The organism is Streptomyces brasiliensis (assembly GCF_014647875.1).
GTDB lineage: Bacteria > Actinomycetota > Actinomycetes > Streptomycetales > Streptomycetaceae > Streptomyces > Streptomyces brasiliensis.
In genome coordinates this window covers 102,904-119,022 of sequence record NZ_BMQA01000007.1, presented here as the reverse complement: position 1 = coordinate 119,022, position 16,119 = coordinate 102,904, and the positions used below count along the sequence as shown (strand labels likewise).

The window sequence follows — 16,119 nt, the reverse complement described above, 5'->3', positions numbered from 1 at the left end:
AGACGCCGGCCCCCACCGTGGAGTGGGGGCCGGCGCCGCCGTATCAGCCGCTCAGCCCGCTGCCACTGTCACCGGTGCGAACCGCCGGGTCCAGTCGCCGGGCAGCTCCGTGGTGCCGTACGTCATGACGGCGTTGAAGGCCACGGAGGCCAGCCCGCGCTCCTTCGCCCACGCCAGCAGATCCTCGTGCCGTACGTCGATGTCGGTGCGCAGCGGACGGTCGGTGTGGGCGGCGAGCGAGGCGACGAGGGCCTTGGCCGTCTCCGGGTCGCGAGCGATCAGCGGGCCGATGACATGCGTGTCCATGTTGGGCCAGACGCCCGCGTATCCGATGAGACGGCCGTTCTCCTCTGCCACGCGCAGTCGGTCGGCGAAGGCCGGCAGCCGCGTGATGATGTGCGTGCGGTCGGCGCCGAACACCTCCTCGTCCAGCCGGAGGATCGACGTGAGGTCCTCGGCGGTGGCCGCACGCGTGGCCACCCGGGGCTCCGGCTCGCCCGGTGTGAAGTGGCCCCGCAGCATCTCCGCCCGGCCGGTGACTTTGAAGCCGAGTTCCTCGTACAGCGGGCGACCGTACGGTGTCGCGTGCAGCGTCAGTGGCGTGGTCCCCATCGCCGAGACGATGTGGCGCATCAGCCGGCGTCCCACGCCCTGGCGGGCGTACCGTTCGGCGACCAGGACCATGCCGATGGCACCCAGATCCGGACGGTCCTGCGGGCCGTACTCGGTGACGACGCATGCGGCGACGAGGCCGCCGTCGGGGTCGTCGATGCCGTAACCCTTTCCCGCGGTGAGGAGGAAGCCCCACTTGTGTTCCTCCCGAGGCCACCCCCGGTCTTCTGACAGGTCTGCGCAGGCGCTGAGATCACGAAGCGTCAGACGGCGGATGGGCAGAGCGGCGAGGAAAGGAGTCGGCACGCAGGTCAGGCTGTCCGACCTGTACCCCCCGCGTCCACCTGTTTCGGTGGAGACACACGTCCTTTTGGTCATGTCGTGGTTCTCAGCACGCCATCCGGACGGGCGCGAGGTGTTTCACGTGAAACACGGGCGAACGGCGAGCAACCTGCGAATTCATCGAAGAAACGGACCCGTCCCGATTAGCCTCGGGGCTCATGGCGCGACTTCATCTCTTCGATCTCGACGGCACGTTGCTGCACGGCACCTCCGCGCCCGTGGAGATATCCCGGCAACTGGGGCGGGAAGCCGAGACGGTGGCGCTGGATCAAGCCATCTCGGCCGGGCGGATAGGTTCGCCCGAGTATGCGGTGCAGGTGTACGACCTCTGGGCCGATCTCACCGAGGCACATGTGGCCACGGCCTTCGCGGAAGCTCCCTGGTTGGCCCGCATCCGGGAGGTCTGGGCGGAGATCAGAAGTACGGGCGATTACTGCGCGGTGGTCTCGCTCTCCCCGTCCTTCTTCGTGGAACGGCTCCTTGGCTGGGGCGCGCACGCGGCATTCGGATCACGGTTTCCCGCCGTACCGTTCACCGAGCCGGTGGATCCGGCCGGAGTCCTCAACGCCGCTGCCAAAGTGCGGATCGCGGACCGGCTGTGCGCGGAGTTCGGAGTGCGGCGAGCCGACTGTGTGGCCTACGGGGATTCGATGTCGGACCAGGACCTGTTCGCCTCGGTGCCAGTGTCCGTCGCGGTCAACGCGGACGGGCATCTCGCCGGTCTCGCGACACACTCGTACACGGGCCGGAATCTATGGGATGCCTATGAATTGGTGCGTGATGCCCGGTAGTTGAGGGAATTATTGGTTTCACCTCTTGCATGGGTATTCGCTCTGGATGTGATGCTGTGGTGGCCTCACCGGCCGCTTGGCTGGAGCGGGAACGGCTAGCCGTCCGCGGGGGGAAGCGGGTTTCTTCCCGACGAGGAAGTGCCCAGACCGACCGAAAGATGTTCGAGGCGAGGCACACCATGGACGCTCCGACCACCAGGGTGGCGGACAACGGCGCGGGCGGCTGGTACACGCCGCGTAAGATGCCGCCGGACGCGCCGCCGGGCGATGACCGGGAACCCGACGAGGTCCGCCGCCCAGCCGTCGTACGACCGGTGGGCCGTCAGGGGACCGACGGCGCTCCTCCATATGCGACCACGGACGCCTCACGCCCGACGACGGACACTCCCGCCTCTCACGGCGGCCCGGCTCCCACGAGCCCGGCTCCCACGGCGCAGGAACGAATACCGGCACTCGGCCCCTCGGCTCCCTCGCCCACAGGCGCCCGGCCGTATGCCCCTGTGCCCGGCGAAGCGCAGCCGTATTCTGCCGGCCCGCGCAGCCGCATCCCGCCACTCACACGCCCGTCGGCGCGCAGCCTCCCCCTGCTGCTGCCGCGCCTGCCGGAGTACAGCCTCAGCCGAGGTCCGGGGCGTGCATGGCGCGTACGCCCTCGATGTTGCCGTCCAGATAGTGCCTCAGGGACAGCGGGACGAGGTGGACGGAGGCGATGCCGACGCGGGTGAACGGCACGCGCACGATCTCGTACTCACCCGCGGGCTCGTCCACTTCGGGACCGTGGCGCAGGGCCGGGTCCATGGACTCCAGCCGGCAGACGAAGAAGTGCTGCACCTTCACGCCGGTCGTGCCGCCGTCCTCGCCGATGTGCTCCACGGTGTCCACGAAGCAGGGCACCACATCGGTGATCTTGGCGCCGAGTTCCTCGTGCACCTCGCGGTGCAGGGCGTCGACGACGGTCGGGTCCTCCGGTTCGACCCCGCCACCGGGAGTGACCCAGTAGGGATCGACACCGGGTTTGGTGCGCTTGATGAGGACGAGGTCGTCACCGTCGAGCAGGACGGCGCGAGCGGTGCGCTTGACCACGGGTCGGACGGTCATGGAGGAAATGTGGCCCGGCTGGTTCCAGGTGAAACATCGCAAAGCGCCACTGTCCGACCGCACGGCGTGATTCGCCCGCCGAGGTGCTCAGCCCCAGTGCACGGCCGCCCGTTGGAGCCACTCGTGCGCCCGTGCGACATGCGGCATGGCGAGCGTGCCGGTGCGCATCACCAGGAAGTACGTCCGCAGGGGCGGCACCGCGGGATCGTGCAGCGCGACGATGTCACCGGACGCGAGGGCCGCGGCGCACAGATAGCGGGGCAGCACCGCGAGGCCCGCGCCCGCGATCGTGCATGCGAGCACCGCGCGCAGGTCGGGCACGATGACGGTGCCGGTGGCCGCCGGGCGGCAGTCGAACACCGATGCCCAGTAGCGGGAGACGAAGGGCAGCGACTCATGGACCTCGATGACCGGCAGGTTCTCCAGCGCGGGTGCCCCCTTGCAGCACACCTGCTCCTCATCGATCTCCTCGGCCCAGCGCGGGGCGGCGACCAGCACGTGCTCCTCGTCGCAGAGCGGAGTCGCCGTGAGCAGGGCACCCCGCGGACGGGCCGTGCTGATGGCCAGATCGTGATGCCCGGCGGCCAGTCCTTCCAGGATCTCCTCGGCGTTTCCGAAGGAAGCGCGCAGCGCAAAGGCCTGGCCGTCGTCGCCGGTGAGTTCCGTGAGGGCGGGAAGGGCGCGTTCTGCGGTGAATTCCGGGGGACCGGCGAGGTGCAGGGTCCGTAGGGCCGACTCGTCGTCGAGGCCCGTCTCGGCTATCTCCACAAGGGCGTCGAGATGCGGTGCCGCTTTGTGGGCGAGTTCGTCGGCGATGGTCGTCGGAGTCACTCCGCGGGCCTGCCGCAGAAACAGCGGCCGGCCCACCTGTCTCTCCAGCGTCCGGATCTGCGAGGTCACGGCCGGCTGCGAAAGGCCGAGCAGTGCGGCGGCGCGAGTGAAGGAGCCGGCCCGGTGCACGGTCACAAAAGTGCGCAGCAAGGCCAGATCCATGGCACGCCCTCCCCTTCCCTGCCCATCCCCAGCCCCCGAGCAGGGCCCAACTATAAATAAGTCGATAGGTCTCTGTCGCTACAGTGATTGGACACTGACACAGAGTCAACTAGCCTTGTTCGCGCGGTTCTTCGCGCGCGGAACCGGGGACGGTCCGAGCCACGAGGGGGGAGGCTCGGACCGTCCGTTGTACGTAGCCGCCCCCGGTCAGGCCTCCGTCATCCGGTCACTGCGCCGACTCGTCCAGCGCGCGCAGGACGTCGGCCACCAGATCCTCGGCGTCCTCGGCACCGACCGAGAACCGGATGAAGCCCTCCGGGACGGCGTCTCCGCCCCAGCGGCGGCGCCGTTCGGCCGTGGACCGCACCCCGCCGAAGCTCGTCGCGTCCTCCACCAGCCGCAGCGACTCGAGAAATCGCTCGGCACGCGCGCGCGTGGGCAGCGTGAAGGAGACCACGGAGCCGTAGCGCCGCATCTGCTGCGAGGCGATCTTGTGCGAAGGGTCGTCGGGCAGCCCGGGATAGCGCAGCCCGCTCACCTCGGGCCGCGCCCGCAGGGCCTCCGCCAGCACGAGCGCGGTGGCGCACTGCCGGTCCACGCGCAACTGGAGCGTGGCGATGGAGCGGTGCGCGAGCCACGCCTCCATCGGCCCCGAAATGGCCCCGACGATCTTGCGCCACCGGCGTACGGCGGCCATCACCTCCGCGTCGCGGCCGGTGACGTATCCCAGCAGGACGTCTCCGTGCCCGGTGAGCTGCTTGGTGCCGCTGGCCACGGAGAAGTCGGCGCCCAGCTCCAGCGGCCGCTGCCCGAGCGGCGTCGCAAGGGTGTTGTCCACGGCCACGAGGGCTCCACGCGCGTGTGCCGCCTCGACCAGCCGCCGGATGTCGCACACGTCGAGCCCGGGGTTCGACGGCGACTCGATCCACAGCAGCTTCGCTCCGTCGAGGACGTCGAGCTGGGCGTCGCCGCCGGTAGGCGCGGTGCGCACCTCGATGCCGTACGCCTCCAACTGGGCGCGCACCATCGGCAGCACCTGATAGCCGTCGGACGGCAGTACGACAGTGTCCCCGGCGCGCAGCTGGGAGAACAGCACCGCGGAGATGGCGGCCATGCCGGAGGCGAACACCAGCGTCTCCACGCCGTCCCGTCCGGGCGCCTCCAGCTCGCCGATGGCGCGCTCGAGCAGGGTCCAGGTCGGGTTGTCGTCACGGCCGTAGGAGTACGGGCCGGCCACCTCGCCCGGCAGATGGAAGTGAGCGGCGAACACCGGCCCGGGCAGTGTCGGCTCGTTCTTGACCGGCTCGGGCAGTCCCGCGCGCACCGCGCGCGTGCCGTCGCCGTCCTTCGTGGAGTCGCTCATGCGGCCTGTCCTTCCAGTTGTTCCCGTACGGCAGCGAGCAGGCCCTCGCTCGCCGCCTCCACCATCTCAAGGCACTCCTCGAAACCGTCCAGCCCTCCGTAGTACGGGTCCGGGACGTCGAGGTCGTCCCCGGCGGAGGAGTCGTACGACCGCAGCAGCCGCACCTTCCGGGCGTCCTCCTCCGTGGGCGCTATACGGCGCAGGGCCCTGAGGTGACCAGAGTCGAGGGCGATCACGAGGTCGAGACGGGAGAACCACGACGCCTGGAACTGGCGGGCGGTGTGGTCGATGTCATAGCCGTTCGTCTCGAGGACGGAGACGGTGCGCTGATCGGCGCCCTCGCCCTCGTGCCAGTCCCCGGTGCCGGCGCTGTCGGCCTCGATACGGCCGTCGAGGTCCGCCTCCGACACGCGCGCGCGGAATACGGACTCGGCCATCGGGGAGCGGCAGATGTTGCCGGTGCAGACGAAGCAGACGCGGTAGGTCATCGGGGGATCAGTCCTTGCCGTCGGGCAGGACGACGTTGAGCGCCCAGGAGACGATCGAGATGATCAGGCCGCCGAGCACGGCGGTCCAGAAGCCGTCCACGTGGAAGCTCAGGTCGAGCTTGCCGGCCACCCATGAGGTCAGCAGCAGCATCAGCGCGTTGACCACCAGCGTGATCAGGCCGAGCGTGAGGATGAACAGGGGGAAGGTCAGGACCTTGACTATCGGCTTGACCAGGAAGTTGACCAGACCGAAGACCAAGGCGACCAGCAGCAGTGTGCCGATCTTCTTGCCCGTGCTGTCACCGGTCAGGGTGATCTTGTCGAGCAGCCATACGGCGACCGCCAGGGCGCCCGCGTTCGCGATCGTCTTGACTACGAAATTCTTCATGTGTCTGATCGTGGCAGACGAGATCGGCGACGAGCAGCGGGGCGAGGGCGACAAGCACCATGAAGGCATTCCGGCTGGACGAACTGGAGGCGGAGAGAGCCGCCAACGAAGGCGCCTACCTGCAGTTTCTGCGCGAACGGAACATGTCGGTCGGCCTCTACGCCCTCAACGCCGGCGAGCACGACCCGCAGACGCCGCACAACCAGGACGAGGTGTACTTCGTCGTCAGTGGCCGTGCCTCCATCACGGTCGGTCTGGAGACGACCCAGGTGGCACGCGGCAGCGTGGTGTACGTCCCGGCCGGCGTCGCCCACAAGTTCCACCACATCAGCGAGGACCTCAGGGTCCTGGTGGTCTTCTCTCCGCCCGAGGCCTGATCCCGCACCTCAGGGTTCCCTAGGGGAACGCTCAGGGGAGGACAGGGGGTGCGGGGCGCCCGCGAAGACCCCTCGCGGTTCTAGCATCGGGTGAAGGACACCGAATACGTGCCGACAGACGAGACTGCAAAGGACGAGGGCCATGCGAGAGATCTTCGCGGGACTGCCGTGGTGGGTGAAGTGGGTCGCGGTGCCTGTCATCGCCCTGGTCGTGTTCGGCGGCCTGATAGCGACCGTGATCGGCTTCGTGATCGGCCTGCTCTTCAAGGCGCTGATCTTCGTGGCGCTGGTCGGCGGACTGATCTACATCGTGCGTAAGTTCATGTCGAGCTCCTCGTCGCGCAGCGACTGGTGAGCACCGTGGGAAACCGGTGACGGTAACGGGAAATCACCGGTTCCCTCGCGCGAGGGAAGTTTCCCGGACCAGCCGTCTGCGAGCGGTGGCAGGCGGTTAGAGTCCGGAACTCCACGCGGGGTCCAGCCCCGCGGGCGGCGTACACCCCGACCCGTGTTTCCCCGCACGGGCTGCCCCCTCGCGCTCCCGGAGTGTCCCTTGGCCACGCTCGACACCGCACCCGCAGAACCGCACGCACCCCCCGCCGCGCGCTCCTCGGCACCCCCGGTGCAGCGGCCGTCGGGGACGGCGGTCTCCGAGTCGCCGAACTCCGCGACCCTCATCGGCTCCGTGCAGCGCGCCATGCGCCTGCTGGAATCGGTCGCCGAGCACGAGCACGGCGCCCCCGCCAAACAACTGGCCCGCGAGACGGGCCTCGCCCTCCCCACGGCGTACCACCTGCTGCGCACCCTCGTCCACGAGGGCTATCTGCGGCGCGACAGGGGCCTGTTCTTCCTGGGGGAGGCGGCCGAGCGGCTGGGCAGCAGCGGGGCGCAGCAGAAACGTCGCAGGACGATCGCCGCCACGCTCGCCGAATGGCGCGATTCCATCGGTGCGCCCGTCTACTACGCGGCGTACCGCGACGGCGAGATCGAGGTACTGTGCGTCTCCGACACCCCGGGCAATCCGGCGGTGGCGGAGTGGGCCGACTTCCGCGAGACCGGGCACGCACACGCCATCGGGCAGTGTCTGCTGTCCCAGCTGGACGACGGCGCCCGCCGCGACCACCTCGGCCGCTACGCCGTGCAGTCCCTCACGCCGTACACCGTGCGTGACGACCAGTATCTGCTCCGGCGCCTGGAGCGGATGCGGCGGATGGAGCCGGTGACTGAGCGTCAGGAGTATGCGCTCGGGACGGTCTGCGCGGCGATCCCGATCACTTTCGGCGCCAGGGCGGCCACGGTGGCCTTGTCGCTGCCCGCCCATCAGGCCGACCGGCTGGTGCCCGCGGCCCAGCGGCTGCAGGCCGAGGTAGGGCACCGTCTGGGGTCGCTCGCGCTCTCTATCAGTATCTGAAAACTTACTCCTTGTGATCTGGTGTGTACGTTCAGCAAGATGCCACCAGTGTCAATGGGGTCATTCCAGGCCAGTCGGTGTCAATGACGGGGTAGGCGATGCGCGAGTCCGTACAGGCAGAGGTCATGATGAGCTTTCTCGTGTCCGAGGAGCTCTCCTTCCGCATCCCGGTGGAGCTGGGTTACGAGACCTGTGATCCCTATGCCGTGCGGCTGACCTTCCATCTGCCGGGGGACGCCCCGGTGACCTGGGCGTTCGGGCGTGAGCTGCTGATCGACGGGGTGGGCCGGCCGTGTGGGGACGGCGACGTGCACATCGCGCCCACCGACCCCGAGACGCTGGGCGAGGTGCTGATCCGGCTTCAGGTCGGCGGTGACCAGGCGGTGTTCCGTTCCTCGGCGCCGCCCCTGGTGGCCTTCCTGGACCGCACGGACAAGCTGGTGCCGCTCGGCCAGGAGGGGGCGCTCGCCGACTTCGACGCCCATCTCGACGAGGCCTTGGACCGCATCCTGGCCGAGGAACAGAGCGCCGGCTGAAGCGATACGGCGGCGATCCGAAGCGCCGGTCCGCAGTCTGCAGGAACGCTTCTGCGCGCCCTGGTGACGCACCGCGCTGCCCGGGCGTCACCTCTTACGGCGCCTGCCCCTCCCGCCGCGCGCCGCGACCGGCTGGGTCCCCGCGGGCGCCGTCTCCTGGCCGTCGTAGTCCCGGCTTTCGTAGCCGGGGCCGACGCCCTGTCCGGGGCCGCGTCTGCGTGGCGGCTCGGGTGGCGGGTACGGGTGCTGATCTGTCGTGGTCACCGACCGATCATCGCAAGAACGGATGGGGGCCTCTGTTCACCGCGCCCGAATTGACGCTAGCGTGGAGGCACCTTTGCACACGCGGGAGCTCGGAGCACCGGGCTGAGAGGGCGCTGACCTCCGTCTTTGCGATGTTTCACGTGGAACAAGTGATGTTTCGCATGCGACACCGACCGGACGGAAACCGCTGCGTCGACCGCCGAACCTGTTACCGGGTAATGCCGGCGTAGGGAGTAGGTCTCATGACCATCAAGGACGCACGCACGCCTGCCTCCGCGCAGAACGCGACGAGCGGTGCCACCAGCGGTTCCGTGAACAGCTCGTCGAACGGGGAGGCCGGGAAGTCCATCGGCTGGCACAAGGGGTACGTCGAGGGCTCGCGCCCCGACCTGCGCGTGCCGGTCCGTCAGGTGCACCTCACCAACGGGCAGTCGGTCGCGCTCTACGACACCTCCGGCCCGTACACCGACCCACTCGTCGAGACCGATGTCCGCAGGGGCCTGCCGCCGCTGCGTGAGAACTGGATCACCGCCCGCGGGGACACCGAGGAGTACGCGGGCCGTCCCGTCCGTCCCGAGGACGACGGAATCAAGCACACCTCGCCGCGCGGCGGCCTGCGTAACCTCGACGCGGTGTTCCCGGGGCGCCCGCGCCAGCCGCGTCGCAGCCGTGACGGCGAGGCGGTGACACAGCTCGCCTATGCGCGCCGGGGCGAGATCACGCCGGAGATGGAGTACGTGGCCATCCGGGAGAACGTTTCTCCTGAGGTCGTCCGCGAGGAGATCGCGGCGGGCCGAGCGGTTCTGCCGGCGAACGTCAACCACCCGGAGATCGAGCCGATGATCATCGGCAAGCGGTTCCTGGTGAAGGTCAACGCCAACATCGGCAACTCGGCGGTGACGTCCTCCATCGAGGAGGAGGTCGAGAAGATGGCCTGGGCGACCCGCTGGGGCGCCGACACGGTCATGGACCTGTCCACCGGGCGCAACATCCACACCACCCGTGAGTGGGTGCTGCGCAACTCCCCCGTCCCCATCGGCACGGTGCCGCTCTACCAGGCGCTGGAGAAGGTCGAGGGCCGGGCCGAGGAACTGACCTGGGAGATCTACAAGGACACGGTCATCGAGCAGGCCGAACAGGGCGTGGACTACATGACGGTCCACGCGGGCGTGCGTCTGCCGTTCGTGCCGCTCACCGCGGGCCGCAAGACCGGCATCGTCTCGCGCGGCGGCTCGATCATGGCGGCGTGGTGCCTCGCGCACCACAAGGAGTCGTTCCTGTACGAGAATTTCGAGGAACTGTGCGAGATCCTCGCCGCCTACGACGTCACGTACTCGCTGGGCGACGGCCTGCGGCCCGGCTCCATCGCGGACGCCAACGACGAGGCGCAGTTCGCGGAACTCCGGACTCTCGGGGAACTCAACCGGATCGCCAGGCGTTTCCACGTACAGACGATGATCGAGGGCCCGGGACATGTCCCGATGCACAAGATCAAGGAGAACATCGACCTTCAGCAGGAGATCTGCGATGAGGCTCCGTTCTATACGCTCGGCCCCCTGACGACGGACGTCGCTCCTGCGTACGACCACATCACCTCCGGCATCGGTGCCGCGATGATCGCCTGGTGGGGCACGGCCATGCTCTGCTACGTCACGCCCAAGGAACACCTCGGCCTGCCCAACCGTGACGACGTCAAGACCGGCGTCATCACCTACAAGATCGCCGCCCACGCAGCCGACCTCGCCAAGGGGCACCCAGGTGCGCAGGATTGGGACAACGCCCTCTCCGACGCCCGCTTCGAGTTCCGGTGGGAGGACCAGTTCAACCTCGCCCTGGACCCGGACACGGCTCGGGAATTCCACGACGAGACCCTCCCGGCGGAGCCGGCCAAGACGGCCCACTTCTGCTCGATGTGCGGGCCGAAGTTCTGCTCGATGAAGATCAGTCACAGCATCACGGAGCGGTTCGGTGGTGCGGCGGTTGAGGGAGCGTCACCCGAGGACATCGCTGAGGGGATGCTCCAGAAGTCGAAGGAGTTCGCGGCCGGCGGGAACAGGGTGTACCTGCCGATCGCCGACTGACATGGCGAAGGGGGCAGACCTGAAGGCCTGTCCCTACTGCCTGCTTGCCGGCGGCAGGTCACCCGCCTTCGGACGCGAGGCACACACTCTGATCGGCAGCCACGATCAGTGTGGGGTGCGTAGGGCGAGGATGGCCATGTCGTCGTGGCCGTCTCCGGGGTGGTTGTCGACCAGTGCCTGGATCAAGGCTCGCAGCGGCAGAGCGGCGTGTTCGCTCGCGAGGGCGGCGAGCCGTTCCAGGCCCTCCCCGACAGAGCGCCGGGGGTGCTCGACAAGCCCGTCGGTGAACAGGATCACGACGGCTCCGGCGGGCAGGGGGCGGGTGTGCTCGAAGCGCGGCAGGCTGGGGTCGACGCCGAGCGGCACGTCGGGGTCTGCCTCCATGTAGCGGGCCGGGCGGCCCGGCGGGAGCAGCAGCGGCGGGAGGTGGCCCGCGGTGCTCCAGCGCAGCCGCCAGCCGGTCGGTCGGTCGGGTTCGATGCGGGCCAGGCAGGCGGTGGTGATGGGGCTGTCGGTGACGGCGGTGAGGATCTGGTCCAGGCGGGTGAGGACGGCGCTGGGCGTGGCGCGTAGGTCGTACAGCAGGGCGCGCAGCATGTTGCGGGTCTGAGCCATGGCGGCGGCGGCCTTCAGGTCGTGTCCGACGACGTCGCCGATGACGGCTGCGCAGGCGTGGTCGACCAGGAGGGCGTCGTACCAGTCTCCGCCGATATGGCTGGGGCTGGTGGCGGGGTGGTAGATGGCGGCGGCGTCGAACGGCTGGAGGTCGGGCAGTTGCGGTAGAAGCATGCGCTGGAAGTACTCGGCGTCCAGTCGGGTCTGCCTCATCAGGCAGGCGTCGTCGATGGCCAGGCCCGCGGCCGAGGCGAGGGCGACGATCAGGGCTTCGTCGTGGGAGTCGAAGGGGTGCCCGTCGCGCCGCTCGGCGACGTAGAGGTCTCCATAGGTCTTGTTGCGGATGTTGATCGCCGCTCCCAGCAGGGTGCGCATTTGTGGATGACCAGGCGGGAAGCCGGCCGAGTCGGGGTGGGCCGCGATGTCGTTGAGTCGATGTGGTTCAGGGTGTGCGATCAGATGTCCCAGCAGTCCGCGTCCCTGTGGGGGGTCCACGTCGGCCATGTCGGCTTTCTCCTGCTCCGACATGCCCACGGGGATGAACTGCGCGAGACGTTCACCGTCCTCGTCGAGCACGCCCAGCGCGGCGTAACGCGCACCGACCAGCTCCTTGGCGGTCTCGGCGATCAGTTGCAGTACCGCGGACAGATCCTCGTCCCGGTCGATGACGGCTTCGTAGAGGTCGTGCAGGCGGTCTTGGGCCCGGGCCAGCATCCTCAGGTGGTGGGCGATCTGGTGCAGCTCGGCGCCCAGACGCAGGCTGGCCGGCTGCTCGGGGGGGTCCTCGTTCTTCCCTGGCATCATGAGCTCCGGTCGGTCTGAGCAGCCTTGAGCGGCTTCGTCGGCGCCCGAAGATCCTCTCGCAGGATCGCATTGGTGAAACCCGCCACCGGCTCCAGCACGCTCTTGCGCGGCGGCGGCTTATGCCGCTGCAACGGCACCGGACACCTCAGCGCCTTGGCGACCGTGTTCCGGCTCAGTCGGTACCAGTGGGCCGACGCCCGCGGCGAATCCGTAAGATCCACTCGGCGGTCGCGACGGATCCGCTCAAACAGCCACTCACGTGAGCGGTACACCCCCGGCCTCCTGACACGACCGTGATCAATCAAGACCACAGCGTGACACGGCCAAACGGCCCGACCCGCCCATTAGGCCGAATGTGGATGCCGTCCGGTCAGCCGGGCGCAGGCACTCGATGCGCCGCGGCATGACGTTCCAGCCTGTGTGTACTGCCGGTCGGACACCGAACTGGGCACCGGCGTCGCCTGATCGGGGAGCCTGGCCAGGCGGTGGACCGGGTGGATGCGCCGACGCTCCCGCCGAACACGCACTGGTCCCACTGGCCTGACGCCGGAACACTGTAGGGATCGAGTGGTCAGGGGGGATCTGGGTGCTGGTGGAGACTGCGGCCTCCGTTCGGTCGCTGGTGTGGCGGGGCGGTGAGCTGGTCGAGGTGGTCGGCGGGCTTGCCTGGGACGCCGGTGGGGTCGAGCGCCGGGTGCACCCCGGTCACGGTGCCGGGGTCGACCGGGCTGTCGTATCGCCGTCCGGGCGCTACAGCGTCGTGTACGCCGAGCGTGGGACGACGGCTCTGGTGCTCGACGGAGCACGCGTCGTCCGGGAGCTGACGCGCAGCCCTTACCACGCCAAGGACTTCGACTACCCGGTGACGCTGGGGAGCCTGCCGGACGGCCGGGAGGTCCTGGTCCACTGTCCGGACGAGTACGACGTCCTGCAGATGGAGGAGGTGGAGTCGGGGAAGCGGCTCACCGCTGGCGCCCGTGAGGCGAAGGACGTGTTCCATTCCCGATTGTCGGTGACTCCGGACGGCCGGCATCTGCTGGTCGCCGGATGGGTGTGGCATCCGTACGGGATCGTCGAGGTCTTCGACCTGGACGGCGCGCTGAAGGACCCCGCCGTTCTGGACGGGCGCGGGACGCTGCTGGCCGAGGCGGACATCGACGCCGAGGTGGAGTCGGCCTGCTGGCTCGACGACGACCGTCTGGTGGTGGCGACCGGGGACGAGGACTTCCTCGACGAGGACGAAGCTCCGGCGTTCGGTCCTCGGCGGCTCGGGGTGTGGTCGCTGTCCGGGCGGGGATGGCTGCATCGCAACCCGGTCGGCTTCAAGGCCGGCACGCTGATCGCGGGCGGGGGCAGAGTGGTTTCCCTGCACGGTCGTCCCCGACTGGTCGACGTGACGACCGGCGCGGTGCTCGCGGAGTGGCCCGAGGTGGAAGTGGCGCGCAGAGAAGGGCCGTACGGCGTCACCCACGTCCCGACACCGGTCGCGGCGCTGCATCCCGACGGGACGTGTCTGGCAATCGCCGTGGCCGGAGGCATAGCCGTTCTCCCGTTGCCGGACGCGGGAGGGTGAGGGCGGGGTGGGGGACCGTCGGCATCGTCGGCCGCTCGGTCCTTCGGGGACATGGCCTGAAACCACTGTTGGTGGGTAGCGGAGGGCGGTTCCGGGCCCGGCCGGGTGTCCGGCCTGCGCCCCGCGGCGGGGGCGCAAGCCGGGTTATTCCGGCTGGTGTTCCGGGCCTCCGAAGTCCGGGCTCGTGTAGTCCGGGCTGGAGAAGCTCGGGCGTGGGCCCGGGAGGGAGCCCTCTTCGGGGCTGCTGAAGCCCGGGCGGTCGTAGCCGAGGCGCGGCATGCGGCTGACCGGGGCCGACGGGGCCGTACGGCGCACCATGGGCGCACCGGGGTCGGCCAGCGCGTCGCACAGGAACGGCAGGATGCCGCGTTCCAGCAGAGCCTCCGCCCAGGCGTCCTTGGCCCGGGCGACTTCGGCGTCCGCCGCGCCGTACGGTCCGGCCTCGAGCGAGGGGCTGTTGCGCAGAGCGGTGAGCAGCAGTCCGACTCCGGCGAGGAGGATCGCGGCCGCGGCGACGGCGCCGAACACCCAGCCCGTGGTGATCATGGTCTGGGCGAACGCCGGCGCGGGGTCGATCATCTTCAGGATGTAGCCGACGAGCAGGAAGATCGCCGCTGCGGTTCCGGCGAGGACAGGGGCGAGGACCGCGACGATGGCGACGGCACCCGCGCCTGCGGTCTCGGCGGCCTCGCCGAGGGTGGTGGCGAGCCCCATCGCGCCCGAGCCCGGCTCCCCGGAGCCGGATTCGGGTGCGGACGACGGGGTGGACGGCGTCGGCCGGCGCAGTTCCTCGCGGACCTTCACATAGTGCTGGTACTCGGTCGCCGCGGCCGCCGCGATGAGTGCGGTGGCGTTGAGCGCCATGGTGCGCAGCTGTTCCGGGTTGAGCCGCTGTCCGACAGCGGCCAGTTCAGGGCGGTTTGGTGCGGAGCGCAGCGCCTCATCGAGGATCCGCTCGTATTCCTGGCGGTCCTCGCTCAGCAGGTGCTGCGGAACGCTGTTCATGTGCATCCCCCGATGCTCCGTAGGGCTTGGGGCTCGCACGCCGGCGAGCCGTCGGGCAGAAACGGAGGGGAGCCTGCTACGGATAAGTCGATGGTAGAGCCGTGACGGCACGCGGTGACAGGGGGTTGCCGGAAATTGGGCGCGGGCCTGCACGTATTCCGTCGGGGGACGCCTGCCCCCTGAACGCTCAGGTATCCAGGGGAAGTTGCCGGACCAGCAGCTTTCCGGCCATGGTCACTCCGCCGTCCATCGCGATGGCGAGTCCCTCGGCGTAGACGTGCGGTCCCTCGATCACGGGACCGCCCGTGTCCTCGCCGTCCTCGGAGCCGACCTCGCCGAGCAGATAGGGGATCGGGCTGTGGCCGTGAACGATCCGGGTGCCGCCGTACGTATCGAGCAGCGACCGCACGGCGTCCGCGCCGCCTTCGTCGCGGAAGGAGAACCGCTTGGTGAACTTGCGGAACAGGTCCCAGCATTCGTCCGCGTCGTTGCGTGTGAGCGTCTCGCGGACGGTGTCGTTGACGGCCTCGATCGAGTCGCCGTAGTCGAGGTAGGCGGTGGTGTCGGAGTGGACGAGCAGATAGCCGTCGACCTCCTCGACGGCGTCCAGGCGGGCCATCCACTGCAGATGGTGGTCCTGGAGGCGGTCCATGTCGGTCTTCTGGCCGCCGTTGAGCAGCCAGGCCGCCTGGAAAGTGGCTGTACCCGCACCGGAGTTGACGGGGGTGTCGCCGAACCGCTTGGCACCGAGGAGCAGCAGTTCGTGGTTGCCCATGAGGGCCTTGCAGTAGCCGCCGGCCGCGGCTGCCTCGGCGGACAGCCGCATCACCAGGTCGATGACGCCGATGCCGTCGGGGCCGCGGTCCGTGAAGTCGCCCAGGAACCACAGCCGTGCGGTGCCCGCGCACCACTGGCCCTCGGAATCGATCAGCCCCTGTTCCTGGAGGGCGGCGAGCAGCTGGTCGAGATAGCCGTGGACGTCGCCGACGACATAGAGCGGGCCGGGGCCGTTGTCGGGCTGCGCGGCCGGGCCGGCCGCCGGATCGACGCTCACCTGGAGCGTGTCGCCGCGGTTGATGACGGGCAGGTCGCGCCGGGTGGGCGTGTAGCCCTCGGGGTACGTCTCCTCGGCGGGCGGGGCGGTGTCGCCGGGGCGGGTGCTGTCGGCGTACGGACCGGTCTCGTGGACGTACGCGGGCACCCGGAAGTCGCGCAACGTCGCCGTGCGCTCCACTTCGGGTCCCTGACCGGCCCCTTGAGTCATCGACCCCTCCACCATCGCGCCGCATCTGTACCGCTTCGGACCGCCTGGTCGCAGCGGCCCGCGGTGTCGTGGGCCCATCATAGGAATGTGGATCGCGCCGTGTGATGACCCAGG

The 16,119-nt window shown here is 69.4% G+C and carries 18 protein-coding genes and 1 pseudogene; 8 read left to right on the top strand and 11 right to left on the bottom strand.

Translation table 11 applies throughout. From position 1 onward, the window contains the following. Positions 1–51 precede the first annotated feature (51 nt). A complete protein-coding gene (locus tag IEZ19_RS13375) occupies positions 52–918 on the bottom strand; it encodes a GNAT family N-acetyltransferase (RefSeq protein ID WP_189311369.1) in 867 nt (288 codons plus the stop codon). 194 nt (positions 919–1,112) lie between these two features. Between IEZ19_RS13375 and IEZ19_RS13370 the strand changes: the two genes are divergently transcribed. Beyond that, entirely contained in the window at positions 1,113–1,745 is a 633-nt protein-coding gene (locus IEZ19_RS13370) for an HAD family hydrolase (RefSeq protein WP_189311368.1), read from the top strand. 615 nt (positions 1,746–2,360) lie between these two features. On the opposite strand, the gene IEZ19_RS13365 is transcribed toward IEZ19_RS13370, so the two are convergent. The 5 genes from IEZ19_RS13365 to IEZ19_RS13345 form a co-directional block, all read right to left on the bottom strand. Further along, positions 2,361–2,843, bottom strand: a complete 483-nt coding sequence (locus tag IEZ19_RS13365; RefSeq protein ID WP_189311367.1) for an NUDIX domain-containing protein — start codon at positions 2,841–2,843, stop codon at positions 2,361–2,363. Between the two features lie 87 nt (positions 2,844–2,930). Further along, positions 2,931–3,836, bottom strand: coding sequence for a LysR family transcriptional regulator (locus tag IEZ19_RS13360; protein ID WP_189311366.1), 906 nt, complete (start codon positions 3,834–3,836; stop codon positions 2,931–2,933). Between the two features lie 226 nt (positions 3,837–4,062). Next, positions 4,063–5,199 carry a cystathionine gamma-lyase gene (locus IEZ19_RS13355; RefSeq protein WP_189311365.1) on the bottom strand — a complete coding sequence of 379 codons (1,137 nt, stop codon included), beginning with the start codon at positions 5,197–5,199 and terminating at the stop codon, positions 4,063–4,065. Then, positions 5,196–5,687, bottom strand: a complete 492-nt coding sequence (locus tag IEZ19_RS13350) for a low molecular weight protein-tyrosine-phosphatase (protein WP_189311364.1) — start codon at positions 5,685–5,687, stop codon at positions 5,196–5,198. The genes IEZ19_RS13355 and IEZ19_RS13350 overlap by 4 nt, the downstream gene beginning before the upstream one ends. A 7-nt stretch (positions 5,688–5,694) precedes the next feature. Continuing rightward, positions 5,695–6,075, bottom strand: coding sequence for a phage holin family protein (locus IEZ19_RS13345; RefSeq protein WP_189311363.1), 381 nt, complete (start codon positions 6,073–6,075; stop codon positions 5,695–5,697). A gap of 59 nt (positions 6,076–6,134) precedes the next feature. Between IEZ19_RS13345 and IEZ19_RS13340 the strand changes: the two genes are divergently transcribed. From IEZ19_RS13340 to IEZ19_RS13325, 4 genes are all read left to right on the top strand, one after another. Continuing rightward, positions 6,135–6,452, top strand: coding sequence for a cupin domain-containing protein (locus IEZ19_RS13340; RefSeq protein WP_189311362.1), 318 nt, complete (start codon positions 6,135–6,137; stop codon positions 6,450–6,452). A 142-nt stretch (positions 6,453–6,594) separates the two neighbouring features. Beyond that, positions 6,595–6,807 carry a DUF5326 family protein gene (locus tag IEZ19_RS13335; RefSeq protein WP_189311361.1) on the top strand — a complete coding sequence of 71 codons (213 nt, stop codon included), beginning with the start codon at positions 6,595–6,597 and terminating at the stop codon, positions 6,805–6,807. 198 nt (positions 6,808–7,005) lie between these two features. After that, complete coding sequence (locus IEZ19_RS13330; protein WP_189311360.1) at positions 7,006–7,863, top strand: IclR family transcriptional regulator; 858 nt, start codon at positions 7,006–7,008, stop codon at positions 7,861–7,863. Positions 7,864–7,961: 98 nt separating this feature from the next. Beyond that, positions 7,962–8,399, top strand: coding sequence for an SsgA family sporulation/cell division regulator (locus tag IEZ19_RS13325; protein ID WP_189311359.1), 438 nt, complete (start codon positions 7,962–7,964; stop codon positions 8,397–8,399). An 87-nt stretch (positions 8,400–8,486) separates the two neighbouring features. Here the strand turns inward: IEZ19_RS13325 and IEZ19_RS13320 are convergent, their stop codons facing one another. Further along, positions 8,487–8,663, bottom strand: a complete 177-nt coding sequence (locus IEZ19_RS13320) for a hypothetical protein (protein WP_189311358.1) — start codon at positions 8,661–8,663, stop codon at positions 8,487–8,489. Positions 8,664–8,905: 242 nt separating this feature from the next. Between IEZ19_RS13320 and thiC the strand changes: the two genes are divergently transcribed. Further along, positions 8,906–10,744, top strand: coding sequence for a phosphomethylpyrimidine synthase ThiC (gene thiC / locus IEZ19_RS13315; protein WP_229840282.1), 1,839 nt, complete (start codon positions 8,906–8,908; stop codon positions 10,742–10,744). Between the two features lie 105 nt (positions 10,745–10,849). On the opposite strand, the gene IEZ19_RS13310 is transcribed toward thiC, so the two are convergent. Continuing rightward, the gene (locus IEZ19_RS13310) at positions 10,850–12,163 is read right to left on the bottom strand and encodes a PP2C family protein-serine/threonine phosphatase (RefSeq protein WP_229840280.1); all 1,314 of its coding nucleotides are present in this window, start codon (positions 12,161–12,163) and stop codon (positions 10,850–10,852) included. Then, a complete protein-coding gene (locus tag IEZ19_RS13305) occupies positions 12,160–12,435 on the bottom strand; it encodes a hypothetical protein (protein ID WP_189311357.1) in 276 nt (91 codons plus the stop codon). The genes IEZ19_RS13310 and IEZ19_RS13305 overlap by 4 nt, the downstream gene beginning before the upstream one ends. A 94-nt stretch (positions 12,436–12,529) precedes the next feature. Between IEZ19_RS13305 and IEZ19_RS50605 the strand changes: the two are divergent. Then, positions 12,530–12,628: pseudogene (locus tag IEZ19_RS50605) on the top strand (DUF6233 domain-containing protein); the annotation flags it as partial. A gap of 121 nt (positions 12,629–12,749) precedes the next feature. Next, complete coding sequence (locus IEZ19_RS13300) at positions 12,750–13,736, top strand: WD40 repeat domain-containing protein (RefSeq protein ID WP_229840278.1); 987 nt, start codon at positions 12,750–12,752, stop codon at positions 13,734–13,736. Positions 13,737–13,880: 144 nt separating this feature from the next. Here IEZ19_RS13300 and IEZ19_RS13295 read toward each other — a convergent pair whose 3' ends face one another. Next, positions 13,881–14,747 carry a hypothetical protein gene (locus IEZ19_RS13295; RefSeq protein WP_189311356.1) on the bottom strand — a complete coding sequence of 289 codons (867 nt, stop codon included), beginning with the start codon at positions 14,745–14,747 and terminating at the stop codon, positions 13,881–13,883. A 181-nt stretch (positions 14,748–14,928) separates the two neighbouring features. Continuing rightward, positions 14,929–16,020, bottom strand: a complete 1,092-nt coding sequence (locus IEZ19_RS13290) for a metallophosphoesterase (protein WP_268248629.1) — start codon at positions 16,018–16,020, stop codon at positions 14,929–14,931. Between the last annotated feature and the right edge of the window lie 99 nt (positions 16,021–16,119).

Bases quoted from the DNA above. Each gene is read 5' to 3' on its own strand.
- IEZ19_RS13370 (WP_189311368.1), top strand. From the start codon at position 1,113: ATGGCGCGACTTCATCTCTTCGATCTCGACGGCACGTTGCTGCACGGC.
- IEZ19_RS13365 (WP_189311367.1), bottom strand. From the start codon at position 2,843: ATGACCGTCCGACCCGTGGTCAAGCGCACCGCTCGCGCCGTCCTGCTC.
- IEZ19_RS13360 (WP_189311366.1), bottom strand. From the start codon at position 3,836: ATGGATCTGGCCTTGCTGCGCACTTTTGTGACCGTGCACCGGGCCGGC.
- IEZ19_RS13355 (WP_189311365.1), bottom strand. From the start codon at position 5,199: ATGAGCGACTCCACGAAGGACGGCGACGGCACGCGCGCGGTGCGCGCG.
- IEZ19_RS13350 (WP_189311364.1), bottom strand. From the start codon at position 5,687: ATGACCTACCGCGTCTGCTTCGTCTGCACCGGCAACATCTGCCGCTCC.
- IEZ19_RS13345 (WP_189311363.1), bottom strand. From the start codon at position 6,075: ATGAAGAATTTCGTAGTCAAGACGATCGCGAACGCGGGCGCCCTGGCG.
- IEZ19_RS13340 (WP_189311362.1), top strand. From the start codon at position 6,135: ATGAAGGCATTCCGGCTGGACGAACTGGAGGCGGAGAGAGCCGCCAAC.
- IEZ19_RS13335 (WP_189311361.1), top strand. From the start codon at position 6,595: ATGCGAGAGATCTTCGCGGGACTGCCGTGGTGGGTGAAGTGGGTCGCG.
- IEZ19_RS13325 (WP_189311359.1), top strand. From the start codon at position 7,962: ATGCGCGAGTCCGTACAGGCAGAGGTCATGATGAGCTTTCTCGTGTCC.
- thiC (WP_229840282.1), top strand. From the start codon at position 8,906: ATGACCATCAAGGACGCACGCACGCCTGCCTCCGCGCAGAACGCGACG.
- IEZ19_RS13310 (WP_229840280.1), bottom strand. From the start codon at position 12,163: ATGATGCCAGGGAAGAACGAGGACCCCCCCGAGCAGCCGGCCAGCCTG.
- IEZ19_RS13295 (WP_189311356.1), bottom strand. From the start codon at position 14,747: ATGCACATGAACAGCGTTCCGCAGCACCTGCTGAGCGAGGACCGCCAG.
- IEZ19_RS13290 (WP_268248629.1), bottom strand. From the start codon at position 16,020: ATGGTGGAGGGGTCGATGACTCAAGGGGCCGGTCAGGGACCCGAAGTG.